Origin of the sequence: Pseudodesulfovibrio tunisiensis (genome assembly GCF_022809775.1) — a bacterium.
Lineage (GTDB): Bacteria > Desulfobacterota > Desulfovibrionia > Desulfovibrionales > Desulfovibrionaceae > Pseudodesulfovibrio > Pseudodesulfovibrio tunisiensis.
This window is the reverse complement of the sequence record NZ_CP094380.1, coordinates 2,806,421-2,820,357: the sequence shown is the minus strand read 5'-3', so window position 1 is coordinate 2,820,357 and position 13,937 is coordinate 2,806,421. Positions and strand designations below refer to the sequence as shown.

The following is a 13,937-nucleotide window of genomic DNA, read 5'->3' as shown; positions in this document are numbered from 1 at the left end:
CCGAATAATTTGAACTATCATCCTTTCGTGTCTTTGTTGACATACGTTTTTTAAATTCGTAACAACAAACACCCTTTCAACCACAAAACGGAGTGTTCCATGAAAAAACGCATCGTCTTCACCCTGATGTTCGCTCTGGCCCTGCTCTGCGGTCCGGCCTCGGCACACGAATTCCTTCTCAAGCCCGTGCAATGTACCGCACAGAAAGGGGCCATTGTTCCGTTCAGCGTGGTTTCCGCACACGTATTCATGATCAGCGAGGAAATGGAACCTCCGGCGCAGGTCGAAGTCGAGATGCTGCTGGCCGGAAAGAAGACCGCCCTGTCCCTGACTCCGAACGAAGTGCTCATGACGCTGGACGGCCGCGTCGAGCCGCTGCATGAAGGCACCGCGATCCTTGCCGGACACCGCAAGGGCGTGATCTGGACCCAGACGAAGCGCGGCTGGAAGCAGGCTTCGAAAAAAGGCCTGAAAGGCGTGATCCACAGCGGCAAATACGAAAAATTCTGCAAGACCCTGATGACCGTGGGCAAGCCGGACAACGCATACGGGACCGTTGTGGGCCATGCTCTGGAAATCGTGCCCGTGACCGATCCGACGCAGGCAAAGCCCGGTGACGAGATCGAATTCACCTTCCTGTATCAGGGCAGGCCCTTTGTCCCGGAATCCATGGTCGCCACCTATGACGGGTTCACCCTCACGCCCAACACCTTTGCCTACTTCACCGAGCCCTACGGCGAAGGCCGGGCCAGGCTGAAGATCACGGCTCCCGGCGTATGGATGGTGCGCGTGCAGCACGTGCTGGACCAGCCCACCGAGGAGTACGACTCCCACGTCATGCGCGCGGTTCTGGCATTCGAGGTGAAGTAGATGTTCCGGATCATGAAATTCGCCGCCGTTCCGCTCGGGACGGCGGTCCTTGTCCTGACACTGACCACAGCCGCTCTGGCGCACGGCATGAACTACCACCTCGTGGACGGCACCGCCGCGATCGGATTCCGTGCGGCGTTTACCACGGGCGAGGCCATGTGCTTCTGCGAAACCGAAATATTCGCTCCCGACGAGCCCGAGTCCTATGCCTCCGGCCTGACGGATCAGGAAGGCAGATTCTTCTTCCAGCCGGATCGGCCCGGGGAATGGCGCGCCGTTGTCAACGGCGGCATGGGCCACAGGCTGGCCTTTGCCTTTCCTGTGGACAACGCAGGACATGCCTCGCGCCCGCAGGGTGACACGGGCGACGTTCCCCTCTGGATCAAGGCCGTGTTCGGTCTGAGCCTTCTTGCCAACCTCTTTCTCGGCCTCGGCCTGTTCCGAAGACGACCCTGATCAGGCCGCACACCTCGAGGTCCGGTCCCGCTCCGGCGGGACCGGACCGCCGGGAATCCGCCGACGTTGACACCGGCCCGCGAATTGGTCACATAAAAATGTTTTCATTCCTTGGAGGGATTCCCCATGAAACGTTTTGCATTGCTGACCGCGCTGTGCCTGATCCTGCTTCCGGCCCTTGCCCCGGCCCAGCCCCTGCCCGTGGTCACGGGCATTGAACCCGTCCAGTATTTCGTTCAGCGCATCGGTGGCGACATGGTGGACGTGTCCGTCATGGTCGGTCCCGGGGACGAGCCCCACAGCTACGAGCCCAAGCCCAGCCAGATGACTGCCATTGCCAAGGCCCGGCTCTACGTGGCCATCGGCGTGGGATTCGAAAACGTGTGGCTGCCCCGATTCAAGGCCGCCAATCCCGATCTCGCCGTGGTTCAGGCCGACATGGGCATCACCAAAATGCCCATGGCCGCGCACAGGCACGGGCACGAACACAAGGCCGAATCCGGGCACGGGCATGCCAGCCTCGACCCGCACATCTGGACCTCGCCCGCCCTTGTCCGAAACATCGCGCGCACCATCCACCTTGCCCTTGCCAAGACCGACCCGGCCAATCGCAAGGCCTACGAGGCCAACTACGAAACCTTTCTTCAGGAAGTGGACCTGCTCGACTCGGACCTGCGCCATCTGTTCGCCAAGGTGCCCGAAGGCGCGCCCTTCATGGTCTATCATCCGGCATGGGGCTACTTTGCCCGGGAATTCCACCTGAACCAGATTCCCGTGGAAAAGGAAGGCAAGGCGCCCCGCCCGCCGCGGACTGGCCGAGCTCGTGGACTACGCCCGGGCAAACAGCATCCGCGTCATCTTCGTCCAGCCCCAGTTCTCGGAGAAATCAGCGCGCATCATTGCCGACGCCATCCACGGCAACGTGATCAAGGCCGACCCCATGGCCCACGACTGGGCCGACAACCTGCGAAACGTGGCTGAAGCCTTTCGCAGCTCGTTCGGACAGTAAGGCCTTCGGCGACCCTCCCGGGGGGCCGGGCTCTGCCCGGACCCGCCAAGGAGCAAGGCCCCTTGGATCCCCATCTGTTTCCGGAATTGGAAGAGGCCGGCGGCATGCCCTGTCGGGACATGCCGCCGGCCTCTTCCAATTCCGGAAACGGGGAGACACGAAAAAACGTTCTTCTCCTTGCCCGTGTCCCCTGAATCACGTTCATCGACAGGGCAAAACGGACTGTTTCGCAAGACAGCGGGAAGTCCCAGTACGGTCAGACGCAAAGGATTCCTGAGCCGTTGGCGGCAGCCCGCTACTTCTTTTCCCCGAGTTTTCCGACATTCACGACAACGGCGTCGCAGCCGCGACGGATTTGGAACACGAGTTCCCGGTTCCGTTCATGGGCCTCGGCGCCTGCGCGATGCAGATCCATGAGTTGATCGAGCCGCACGGTTCCGGCCTGTTCCAACACGTCGCCGGGCCGGATTCCGGCCTTGTCCGCACGGGAGTCGCGCGTCACGGCCTCCACGAGCAGGCCACCGCGTCCGGTGGAGGAAATGGTCATGCCCATGCGTGACACATAGGTATCCGGGCTGTGGAAGAACACGTCCGCCTCGGCCGAATCGAACTCGCCGCCACGCCACGGCATGACCGTCAGAATGCGCGCCCCGGGATCGAACCGCCGGATGCGCCGGGCAATGCCCCAGCCATGTTCCACATGCCCGGCCCCGGCAATCACGAGCACGGGCCAGTCATAGCGTCTGTGCAGATTCACGGCCTGTTCCGCCATCTTGGAATCCCACACGGACTGGGCCAGCAGAAATCGGTCGCGCCGGGCCGGATCGTCCTCGCCCGGCTCCCCGTGCTGCTCGAACACCTTGTCGAGCATGGGTATCTGGTCCATGGACGGCATCACGATCTGCTCGGGCAGAAAGGTTCGTTCCTCATCGGTCAGGCGGCCCAGCCCTTCCCGCCCGATCTTTCGGGTCACGGATGGTGGCACGTTCAGTCCTGCCACCGGAACGCTGTTTCGCCGGGCGATTTCGAACAGGGGCGAGAACAGGGGAAAGGGATACCCCCACCTTGTTTTCCATTGCAGTTCCTCTTCCAGCGCCGCAACTTCCACCTGTCCCTTGCCAAAATCGTCCAGAATGTGCCGCATGTCCACGGCCACCATTTCCAGACCAAGGGAAATCGGTTTTCCCGAATCGGAAAACGCTGCGAGAAGGGCTTGCTGAACCTTGTGGTCCCCGATGTTCCGGTGCCCTTCACCGACAAGGATATACTCGGCATCATTGGCCATCTTCACCATTTCCGTGATCGCAAGACGCTCACCGTCCCTGGAGATGAAGTCGCCCCGCTGTGGCAGGAACGTCACGTCCAGAGGCGGCGGTGCAACGGTCCTGACGCAGGCCGAGGCCAGCAGGGAAAGGGACAGAATCAGCACCGGCAGCAAAGGCCGGAGGGTTCCGCAACATTCTTTGCGGTCATTCATGGATCGCTCCGTTGTTTTTTCAAGAAAAGCCATGCACGAGGCATGCGAATGGCCATGGACAACCCGGCGTCATCCTGTTGCGGCGGCTCGGGCAGGCCGGCCGGGTCGTTTCCGGCCAGAAACGCGGCGACTGCCAGAATCATGGCATCCGGGATGTCGTCATGCGCCACTTCCCTGACCAGACAATCCCGACGCACATCAGCATGAAAATCTCGTGCCCCGGGGATCAGGAATTCGAGGATGTCGAGCCGCTCCTCCACGCCGGAAGCATGCTTTTTCGAGTGAAGAAGAGGTGCGCCGACAGCCAGAGCAAAGCAAAGCTCCGGATGCGACTCCAGCACGTTTGCACGCGCTTCCGGATGCAGGGCAAGAAAGGAATCGACATCCTTTATCTTCGGTGCAATCATCCATGATTGCTTGGAAAAACCCTTACCGACAACTTGCCGATTTTTCTTGTTCGCCTCGGCCCACGACGTACAGTCCAGACAAAGTCTGGACATTGGTGAAAAGATGCTGGAGCTTCTTTTGCCGAGCAGCTTGCGGGCCAGCCGGTCCGCATCGCGCGCAGGAAGATCGGGGCCGGGAAGGCCGATGGGGATGTCCACCCAGATGGAGGCTGCATCGGCATGGGCAAGCCAGAGGGAACCGAAGTCCGGGTAGACATCGCCCCCGGACCAGAGTGCCCTTCCCTGTCCGCCTTCGACCCGGACGGCAAGCCATCCGGCGCGGCATCCGTCCACGCCAACGTGTTTCATGCCCGGCAGGATACCGGGACGCAGTGATCATGGCAATGCGGATGCACGGGAAAACAAGGCAGGAAAACACCGACAATCAGGAGGATCGCCCGAACCGCTGATCCATGAGCATGACGAGATGATCCCGTTCCCGGACAAACGCGGCATGCGCGGTGCGCACGCCCTTGTCCATGCCACAGGCCACGGCAAGTTCCCGGGCCCGGGCCGCAGCCCTGTGCGCGCCCACGGACGTGCATACGCTGCCCAATGTCCGGGCAATGCGCGCGGCCTGCTCCCGTTCCTCTCCGCCAACGGCCTGTTCCAGCTCCCCGGTCATGAGGTCCAGCTCGCGACGCGCGGTTTCCAGAAATCCCTGAAACGTGGCGGCGTCCACGCCCACGTCCTGCATGGCCTGCTCAGGCTCCCACACCACATCGTTGCGCGAGGAAGAGGAATCCGCAGCAGTGGGGCCGGACGCCGCCTCCGCCCCCCTCCCCGGACTCCGCAGCCACTTTCCGGACCGGATCCGCAGCAACCGCATCCCGCTCCCCGGTTGCAGTCGGCGGTTCATCCGTTGCCCCAGCCACATCCCCGACCAGCCGATTGATGATCCCGGTCAGCTCGATAAAATCCACGGGCTTGGCCACGTATGCGTTCATGCCCGCCTTGAGGCACCTGTCCCGGAATTCCTTGAGGGCATGGGCCGTGACCCCGACAATGGGAATGTTCGGATTGCGGATCGGCCCGCCGCTCTTTGCCGAGCGCACGGCCTTGGTTGCGGCGATGCCGTCCAGCACGGGCATTTCCACATCCATGAGCACCAGATCGTAATGGGCCTCCTTGAGCAGGGCCAGCACTTCCAGTCCGGTGGACGCAACATCGTATTCGTAACCAAGCTCCTCCAGCCGCAGGGTGGTGACCATGACGTTCACCTCGTTGTCCTCGGCCAGCAGGATGCGTACGGGCCTGCCCAGATTCACGGGTCTGGGCGCGGGTTCGGGCGCGGGTTCCGGCGCAGGGCAGGTATGCCCCTCGGTAAACCAGACCGTGAAGGAAAACGTGCTTCCGGTCCCGACCTTGCTCTGGACGCTGACATCGCCGCCCATGAGCCGGATCAGCTTGCGGGAGATGGCCAGCCCCAGCCCGGTGCCGCCAAAGGCGCGGGTGGTCTGGCTGAAGCTCTGGAAAATGGATTCCAGAAACTCCTCGGGGATGCCGATGCCCGTGTCGCGCACGCTCACGAAGATGCCCTGATCGCGCGGATCGTCCTTTGGCCGGGCCTCGTCCGCTGCGCGGGACACGCGAATGCGCACGTTGCCCCGGCGGGTGAACTTGATGGCGTTGCCCACCAGATTGACCACGACCTGACGCAGGGAAACCGGGTCGCCGTTCACGCATTTGGGCACGTCCGCGTCAATGGCCAGATCAAGGGCCAGCCCCTTCTGATGTGCCTGCACCTCCATGCCCTTGAGCGTGTTGCGCAGGTGGAACGGCAGGTCGAAGTCCACCTTGTCCAGTTCCAGCTTGCGCGCCTCGATCTTTGAGAGGTCCAGAATGTCGTTGATGATTTCCAGAAGATGCTCGGCCGAATCCTTGACCGTCCTGAGATAGTCCTTCTGCTCCCCGGAAAGCCGGGTCTGGAGCAGGATGTCGGTCATGCCCACGATGGCATTCATGGGCGTCCTGATCTCATGGCTCATGGAGGCCAGGAACTCGCTCTTGGCCCGGTTCGCAGCAACCGCATCCTCCCGGGCGCGCAGCAGTTCCTCCTGGGACAGGCGCTGTTCGGTCACGTTGTCCCACGCCCAGATCACGCCCTTGCCCAGTTCGGCGGGGTCAATGGCCTTGGCATACATGCGGCACCAGATTTCCCGGCCACCCTTGGCCCGGAAGGTCTGTTCGGTATAGAACTCGCCCGAGGTTTCCAGCGCATCCCGCGACGCGCGCATGAACATGTCCATGTCGTCCGTGGAATTGAGCAGGATGAACAGGTCGCTGCCCGCAAGCTCCCCGGACGCGTATCCGAATATTTCCGCGCCCCGCTTGTTGATCGTGGAAATGACCCTGTTGCGCGTCATGGCAATGCCCACCAGACTGTTCTCCAGAATGGCCTCGAACTTGGACAGGGACTGGCGGATGCGCGTTTCGGTCTCCTTGCGCACCGTGATGTCGCGCACGTTGGCCAGAATCGCGGGGGTCCCCTTGTAGGTGATGCGGTTCATGTGCATTTCCACGTCGAACTCGTGTCCGTCGTGGGGGCGCCGCGCCTTCCACTCCACGGCCTGCGCCCGGCCATTGATCACGGAACGCCAGATCGAGGAAAGACGGTACAGGGGATTTTCCCGGCTGGAATAGTCACGGGCAAGGGAAAGCTCCGAGGCCTCGATCTCGGACACGCCGTACATCTTGAGCATCCGGTCGTTGACTTCCAGAATCTGCCCGGAGACGGAGTGCAGAATCAGGGCGTCGTGGGACGCGTTGAACACGGTCCTGAGCATGGCCTCGGATTCCATGAACTCGCGGGTGCGCTCCTCGACCCGCAGTTCCAGATCCTGATGCGCCCGGCGCAGGTCGCGTTCCAGCTCCCGCCGACGATTCATGGTCACGACCAGAAACACGATGATCGCGGTCTGGATGCCGCCCAGCACCAGCACGGTCAGAATCTCGTCCCGATATTCGGAATACAGGGTGCGGGGCCGATTGATGATTTCACTGTCCTCGGGCAGCCGCGCAATGCTGATGTTGAAATGCCGCAGCATGGCATAATCGAACATGGGTTGGGTCCAGGTGGACCGGATTACCGGAATGTTGCGCGGATTTCTGCCGGAAAGCACGTGCAGGGCCATCTGGGCCATGGTCTGGCCCTGAGCATAGTTGCTGGCCAGCATGCCCCCGATGATGCCGTGATTCAGATCGTAATCCAGCAGGCCGTAGACCGGAAAGCGACTGTACGAGGAAAGGGCCTCGGCAGCCTCGCCCACGTCCAGAAAACGGCCGTCCCTGTCCCGAAAGAAGATGCCCAGCAGCACGATGGACCCGGGCGGCAGGTTGCGGACCTGTTTCAGCAGATCGTCCGTGGTCAGATTCCCGTTGTACTGGATATCCACGCCCGGAGGAAAATCCCGAAGCTGCTCCCGGATGTTGTCGGCCCATGCCCGGCCCGACGGGGTGTAGTCGTTGACCACGAAGACACGTCTGGTATTGGGATGCAGGCGCAGAGCCATTTCCAGAGTTCCCCGGGCGTCGAATTCCTCGGTCACGCCCGTGAACAGGGGATATCCGTCCAGTTGTTCCGGCTTGAAGAAGTTCACCCCGCAGAACACCACGGGCACCCCGGGAAACAGGGTGGCGTGATAGCGGCGCAGGAACTCGAAGGCATTGTTGTCCGTGGCCAGAATCAGATCCAGAGGCGTGTCCCGGTACTTGTGGGCGAACACCTCGGCCAACTGGCGCATGTACCGTTCGCCGAACAGCACGCGCTTGGTGTCCATGTTCTCCACATGCAGCAGGATGCCCGTTTCCTTGGGCCGCAGCACATCGGTCACGGCCCGAAGCAGTTCTTCGGTCCAGTGGAAGTTCTGATGATAGGAATTGAGCAGCAGAATCTGCTTGCGCTTGCCCTGTTCGGCACGGGCAGTCCCGGTTCCCGGGCAGAGCAGGAACACGGCAAGGCAGAACGCGAAAAGAATGCGGGCGTTGTTTTTCATGGCGTGCCGGGGTTGATCGGTACGCAAGGACTGTAATCGGAAGCCACGCGTTTATCAAGCAGCCGGTTTCCCTGTTCCGCATCGCCCCGATGACAATTCCGCAGAAAAAACGGGCGGACCGCAACCCGGTCCGCCCGCAATGAATCCGATGGGCCCGTATTATCCCAGAATGGCCTTGAGGTCCTGATCCGGCGTGGAAATGGGCTTGATGTCGTAGTTCGCCACCAGGAACTCCAGCACGTTCGGGGTGATGAACGCCGGAAGCGTGGGACCGAGGCGAATGTCCCTGATGCCCAGCGCCAGCAGGCTGAGCAGGATGGCCACGGCCTTCTGCTCGTACCAGGACAGGACAAGGGACAGGGGCAGATCGTTCACGCCGCAGTCGAAGGCCTCGGCAAGGGCCTGAGCAATCCTCACTGCGGAATAGGCGTCATTGCACTGTCCCACGTCCAGCAGACGCGGAATGCCGCCTATGTCTCCGAGCTTCTTGTCGAAGAACCGGAACTTGCCGCAGGCAAGGGTCAGGACAACGCAATCCTCGGGCACCTTTTCCACGAATTCGGTGTAGTAGTTGCGACCGGGCTTGGCACCGTCGCAGCCAGCCACCAGAAAGAAATGGCGGATGTCCCCGGCCTTGACCGCGTCGATCACGGTCCCGGCCACGGACATGACCGCGTCATGACCGAAGCCGACCATGACCGAGCCCTTGTCCGTATCCGCAGGGAACCCGTCCATTTTCAGAGCCTTTTCAATCACCGGAGCGAAATCCTTGCCCACGTGCGCAGCTCCGGGCCAGCCAACAAGTCCGGTGGTGAAAATGTTGTCCATGTAGGAGCCGGGCTTCTGGATGCAGTTCGTGGTCATGAGAATCGCCCCCGGGAACTCGGCGAACTCCTTCTGCTGATTCTGCCACGCCGTGCCGTAATGCCCGTGGAAATGCGGATGCTTCTTCAGCTCCGGATAGCCGTGACAGGGCAGCATCTCGCCGTGGGTGTAAATGCTGATGTCCTTGCCCGCGGTCTGTTCCAGCAGCATGGCCAGATCCTTGAGATCGTGCCCCGACACGAGAATGGCCTTTCCGGCTCTGGCACCCAGCGGAACTTCCGTGGGTACGGGATGGCCGAACGTGCCGGTATTGGCCGCGTCCAGCAGCTCCATGGCCCGAAGGTTGGCCCGGCCGCACTCCAACGCAGCCTCCACGCACTGTTCCAGAGTCAGGTCCGTGGACAGGGTGGCGGCAAGCAGTTCCTCGATGGAGGCATACAGGGCCGGATCGGACTGACCCAGAATCCGGGCATGATCCGCATAGGCGGCAACGCCCTTGAGACCGTAGATCAGGGTATGCTTGAGGGAGCGCAGGTCCGCGTTCGGCTCGGGATCGTTTTCCGGGCTGAAGCGCTCCCCCTGCGCCACCATGTCGGCCTCGGGAATCAGGGTGGCGGCCTCGGGCCAGTCCGGGGTCACGCCCTTTGCGGCCAGCCCGCCCTTGAGTTCCTCGCGCAGGGCCACGGCCTGACGCACCAGCGGCTCGAACCGCTCGGGATCGAAATTCACGTTGGTCAGGGTGGAAAACACGGCCTCGCACACGAAGACATCGGTCTTGTCCGTATCCAACCCGGCCTTGCGCGCCTCCACGGCAACCGCAGAAAGCCCCTTGCAGAAATGGATCAGCAAATCCTGCAACGCGGCCACGTCCGCCTTTTTCCCGCACACGCCGATTCTGGTGCATCCGCCCTTTGCCGTCTGTTCGCACTGGTAGCAAAACATGATTTCCGCTCCTCTGTTTCACGGTTTGTTTCGGTTCAATGCGTCCAGAATTACAGCCTGCAAAAACAATGGAACATGATTTGAGTCAAAAAAACGGACCCTGCGGCTTCCCTTTTTGCACGAAAAAAGGGCCGTCCCTTTCGGAACGGCCCGCAACTCCTCGAATTCAGGAAAAAACTAGTCTTCCAGAAAATAGTCGATGGTGGTGACCACCCTGACCTTCTTCACTTCCGGAGTGAACTGATCCCGATCCTGAAGGCTGAAATAGCCCTGACTGGCCCTGCGGATGGACCCGACACTGGAGCCGGAATCCTGGGCAAACTGCTTGGCGGCCTGCCGCGCGTTGCGCGTGGCCTCTGCAATCATGTCGGGCTTGATGTCGTTGAGCTTGGTAAAGGCGAATGTCGGCCGGTATTCCCAGTTCTGCACCAGCATGACTCCGCGCGACACCAGATCACCGGCAACGGACATGGCCTTCTTGATCTTGGCGATATCCCCGGACCGCACCGTAAGCAGGGCCTGGGCCGTGTACCGCTGGGGAGGCCGCTGATTGGGCATGTTGGCCTGATTGTCCGTGATGCGCGGCGCCGAGGTCAGGATTTCCGCGTCGCCAAGCCCCTGTTGCCCGAGAAACGCGATCACGGCCTTCTGGGATTCCTTGATGCGCTGGTCCAGCTCGGGCAGGGTGTTGGCCCCGGCGCTGAAGCTGATGGGCCACATGGCCAGATCGGCCGGGACTTCGCGCTCGGCCAGTCCCTTGACCGTGACGTACCGGTCCTGCGCCTTGAAATCCACGAGCGCATTGCCCAGAACCAGACAGCCCGCGACCATGCCTGCGGCCAGAAACAGTCCGGCAAGAGTGATGTGAAAGGAATATTTGCGTTCCATGTTGCCTCCGGTCATGCGGATACGTTTGACGTTCAGAAATCTTTTCCAGCTACAGGGGACACCCGGCCGGGGGAAAAGTCAAGAGGAGGCCGAACGGCTCAGCTCCTGCGCCGAATGTCAGCCACGATTCCGGCCACTTCCGAAGTCAGATCCCCTTCCGGTCGATAGCCGAGTTCCCGAATCCTGTCGCAATTCACGCCGAAGCTGTAGTCGTTCATGATGAGATGGTCCACGAGCCGGACATCCAGCATGGGCACGACGCGACGGATGGCTCCCAGCACATCGTCCACGGAATGCGTCGCGGTCGCCACATTGTAGATGCGTCCGTCAAAGGCGTCCTGTGCCAGAATCACCCGGATGGCCCGGACCGCATCCCCGATGTAGGCGTACGGCCTGCGCTGATGCATGGCCGAAGACCAGATCGTCACGGGTTCGCCGCGCACGGCCTGCTGGCAGAACTTGTGCACCGCGGTGTGGTAGCGCATGACCGGAGAGACCCCGAAGATGGTTCCCAGCCGCAGCACCGCGAACCGCAATCCGTCCCGTTCCGCCCGACGAGCCAGAAAAAGTTCCTCGCCCCTCTTGCATTCGGCATAGGGGCTCTGGGGATGAATCTCGGCTTCATCCTCCTCGCGCACCTCGGTCTTGCACGAACCGTAGACGGATGTGGACGAAAGGTGCAGCAGGGGCACTCCGGCCTTCACGCACAAATCCGCCATGCAACGGGTGTAGCCGAAGTTGCACTGCTCCAGTTCCTCGCGGCAGGCAAAACTGTGCGTGGCATCCGTGTTTGCAGCAAGGTGCACCACGGCATCCGGAACTCCCGCAGCCGAGAACCATGCACCGGAGCCATGGAAATCACTCCTGATCTGACGGATGTCCGCCCTGGCTTCGTGCGGCTGCCACGCCTTTCCCGAACGCGAGGCCAGCACCAGCCGGCACTCGGCCCCGGCCAGAGCCTGCGTCAGGGCGGCGCCCACGTATCCGCTGGCCCCGGTAATCAGAATGGTCTTCACGGCGGGAACGGCTGTCATGACGGCTCGGCCTACTCCTCTCCGAACTGCATGCGATACAGCTTGGCGTACAGGTCGCACCGTTCGAGCAGTTCCTCATGCCTGCCCTGATCCACGATCCTGCCATGCTGCATGACCACGATGGAATCCGCGTTCAGAATGGTGGACAGCCGGTGAGCAATGACAATGCTGGTGCGGTCCTGCATCAGATTGTCCAGCGCCTTCTGCACGATGCGTTCGGATTCGGTGTCCAGCGCACTGGTGGCCTCGTCCAGAATGAGCAGAGGCGGATTCTTGAGCAGGGCGCGGGCAATGGTCAGCCGCTGCTTCTGCCCGCCCGAAAGCATGGCCCCGCGCTCGCCGATGACCGTGTCGTAGCCATGGGGCTGCTCCATGATGAAATCATGCGCAAAGGCGGCACGGGCCGCGTTTTCGATCTGCTCCTGCGAGAATTCGCCGGGCGCATAGGCCAGATTGTTGCGGATGGTGTCGTTGAACAGAAAACTTTCCTGAGACACGATGCCCATGTTCAGACGCAGGCTGTCCAGCGTGTACTCCCGCACGTCGCGGCCGTTCAGGAAGATGCCGCCCTTGTCCGGATCATAGAACCGGGGCACCAGATTCACCAGCGTGGTCTTGCCCGAGCCGGAAGGCCCGACCACGGCCACGCGTTCCCCGGCCCGGATGGTCAGGTCGATACCGTCCAGAGCCGGACGATCCGCGCTCTGATAGGTAAAGCTGACGTTCTTCACGGCCAGTTCGTGGAACTCCGGCTCCAGCACCACATCGCCCTGATCCTCCTCCCGGATGTCGGGATTGTCGAAGATGTCGAACACGCGCTCGGCTCCGGCCAGAGCCTGCTGCAACGTGATGTTGTAGGAGCTGATCTTCTTGATGGGCTGATAGATCAATGCCAGGGACCCGATGAACGTGACCAGCTCGCCCGGAGTCATGTTGCCATTGATCACGTACATGCCGCCCGCGTACAGCACGGCAGCGCCGCCCACGGCGGTGATGAATTCCATGATCCGCGAGGAAAGCTCGCTGGCCAGCACCTGCTTGACCAGGGTGCGGGTCAGGGTCCAGATGTTTTTGCGGAACCGGCCCTGCTCCTTGCATTCATTGGCAAACGCCTTGATCACGCGAATGCCGTTGAAGCTCTCCTGCATACGCACGTTCACGTCCGCGATCTGGGACTGACCGCGCCTGCCCAGCTTGCGCATGCGTCGACCGAAGTAGACCACGGGCCAGATGGTGACCGGCAGGATGACCACGGACCATCCGGCCAGAACCGGATCGGTGTACACCGCGTATCCGACAAGAAAGAAGGTCTGCAAGGTCTCGCGCACCAGCATGATCACGGACGGCGCGCTCATGCGCAGCATGGACACGTCGTTGAGCACGCGGGACATGAGCATGCCCACCTGACTTCTTTCGAAATATCTGGAAGGCAGCCGCACGATCTTCTTGTACATGTCGAGCCGCAGATCATTGAGCACGAACAGGCTGGTCGTGTTCATGACATAGGTCTGCAAAAACCGGAACACGCCCTCCACGCTGTACAGGACCACAACGCCCAGCACGCACAGCTTGAGCATGGACACGTCCTGCTTGACCAGCACATTGTCAATGACATGCTTGCCGATCCACAGGGTCAGAGCCGAGGCCGGGGACACGATCAGTCCGGCCACAAAGGCCAGAAGCATACGGAATTTATAGGGCCAGAAATACCCGAGGCATCGAAACAGCAGATGCCGATTGCTGAATTTGTGCAATTTTTCCTGGGGCAAAGAAATCTCCTTGATTGGGCCGCGCGGACCACGCGCTGCGATACCATGCTTCCTGTAATGACTCCGGCCCGGATAGTAAAGCCCGGAACACTGTCCGTCCCTGCCCGATCAGGCGAAAAGTCGAACAACGGCAATTCGGACTCGCCGCACCTTTTTCCACAGGGCTTCGATTCTGTTCTGGACTTTTTTTAGATTTTTCCCGAGAATGCGCCAATACTGTCAACAG

General features: G+C 61.4%; 11 protein-coding genes and 1 pseudogene. 4 read left to right on the top strand and 8 right to left on the bottom strand.

Annotation, left to right across the window (positions count from 1 at the left end):
- Positions 1–99 precede the first annotated feature (99 nt).
- The 4 genes and pseudogenes from MPN23_RS13520 to MPN23_RS17225 all read left to right on the top strand — a co-directional run bounded on the left by MPN23_RS13520 (position 100) and on the right by MPN23_RS17225 (position 2,335).
- Positions 100–870: a DUF4198 domain-containing protein gene (locus MPN23_RS13520; protein ID WP_243544716.1), complete on the top strand. Its 771-nt coding sequence runs from the start codon at positions 100–102 to the stop codon at positions 868–870.
- On the top strand, positions 871–1,326 hold the full coding sequence (locus tag MPN23_RS13515; RefSeq protein WP_243544715.1) for a hypothetical protein: 456 nt from the start codon (positions 871–873) through the stop codon (positions 1,324–1,326).
- 126 nt (positions 1,327–1,452) lie between these two features.
- A pseudogene (locus MPN23_RS13510) lies at positions 1,453–2,055 on the top strand (metal ABC transporter solute-binding protein, Zn/Mn family); the annotation flags it as partial.
- Positions 2,056–2,149: 94 nt separating this feature from the next.
- Entirely contained in the window at positions 2,150–2,335 is a 186-nt protein-coding gene (locus MPN23_RS17225) for a TroA family protein (RefSeq protein WP_424450055.1), read from the top strand.
- Between the two features lie 295 nt (positions 2,336–2,630).
- Here MPN23_RS17225 and MPN23_RS13505 read toward each other — a convergent pair whose 3' ends face one another.
- The 8 genes from MPN23_RS13505 to MPN23_RS13470 form a co-directional block, all read right to left on the bottom strand.
- Entirely contained in the window at positions 2,631–3,812 is a 1,182-nt protein-coding gene (locus MPN23_RS13505; protein WP_243544713.1) for a ChaN family lipoprotein, read from the bottom strand.
- A complete protein-coding gene (locus tag MPN23_RS13500; protein WP_243544712.1) occupies positions 3,809–4,567 on the bottom strand; it encodes a DUF429 domain-containing protein in 759 nt (252 codons plus the stop codon). The genes MPN23_RS13505 and MPN23_RS13500 overlap by 4 nt, the downstream gene beginning before the upstream one ends.
- 76 nt (positions 4,568–4,643) lie before the next feature.
- A complete protein-coding gene (locus MPN23_RS13495; protein ID WP_243544711.1) occupies positions 4,644–4,955 on the bottom strand; it encodes a hypothetical protein in 312 nt (103 codons plus the stop codon).
- A gap of 7 nt (positions 4,956–4,962) precedes the next feature.
- Positions 4,963–8,253, bottom strand: a complete 3,291-nt coding sequence (locus tag MPN23_RS13490; RefSeq protein ID WP_243544710.1) for a PAS domain S-box protein — start codon at positions 8,251–8,253, stop codon at positions 4,963–4,965.
- 159 nt (positions 8,254–8,412) lie between these two features.
- On the bottom strand, positions 8,413–10,020 hold the full coding sequence (gene hcp, locus MPN23_RS13485) for a hydroxylamine reductase (protein ID WP_243544709.1): 1,608 nt from the start codon (positions 10,018–10,020) through the stop codon (positions 8,413–8,415).
- Positions 10,021–10,197: 177 nt separating this feature from the next.
- Entirely contained in the window at positions 10,198–10,908 is a 711-nt protein-coding gene (locus MPN23_RS13480) for an SIMPL domain-containing protein (protein ID WP_243544708.1), read from the bottom strand.
- 98 nt (positions 10,909–11,006) lie between these two features.
- Entirely contained in the window at positions 11,007–11,942 is a 936-nt protein-coding gene (locus tag MPN23_RS13475) for an NAD-dependent epimerase/dehydratase family protein (RefSeq protein ID WP_243544707.1), read from the bottom strand.
- A gap of 11 nt (positions 11,943–11,953) precedes the next feature.
- On the bottom strand, positions 11,954–13,711 hold the full coding sequence (locus MPN23_RS13470; protein ID WP_243544706.1) for an ABC transporter ATP-binding protein: 1,758 nt from the start codon (positions 13,709–13,711) through the stop codon (positions 11,954–11,956).
- Positions 13,712–13,937 lie beyond the last annotated feature (226 nt).

Excerpts from the sequence above, each read along its gene's own strand:
- MPN23_RS13520 (WP_243544716.1), top strand. The coding sequence starts at position 100 with ATGAAAAAACGCATCGTCTTCACCCTGATGTTCGCTCTGGCCCTGCTC.
- MPN23_RS13515 (WP_243544715.1), top strand. The coding sequence starts at position 871 with ATGTTCCGGATCATGAAATTCGCCGCCGTTCCGCTCGGGACGGCGGTC.
- MPN23_RS13505 (WP_243544713.1), bottom strand. The coding sequence starts at position 3,812 with ATGAATGACCGCAAAGAATGTTGCGGAACCCTCCGGCCTTTGCTGCCG.
- MPN23_RS13500 (WP_243544712.1), bottom strand. The coding sequence starts at position 4,567 with ATGAAACACGTTGGCGTGGACGGATGCCGCGCCGGATGGCTTGCCGTC.
- MPN23_RS13495 (WP_243544711.1), bottom strand. The coding sequence starts at position 4,955 with ATGCAGGACGTGGGCGTGGACGCCGCCACGTTTCAGGGATTTCTGGAA.
- MPN23_RS13490 (WP_243544710.1), bottom strand. The coding sequence starts at position 8,253 with ATGAAAAACAACGCCCGCATTCTTTTCGCGTTCTGCCTTGCCGTGTTC.
- hcp (WP_243544709.1), bottom strand. The coding sequence starts at position 10,020 with ATGTTTTGCTACCAGTGCGAACAGACGGCAAAGGGCGGATGCACCAGA.
- MPN23_RS13480 (WP_243544708.1), bottom strand. The coding sequence starts at position 10,908 with ATGGAACGCAAATATTCCTTTCACATCACTCTTGCCGGACTGTTTCTG.
- MPN23_RS13475 (WP_243544707.1), bottom strand. The coding sequence starts at position 11,942 with ATGACAGCCGTTCCCGCCGTGAAGACCATTCTGATTACCGGGGCCAGC.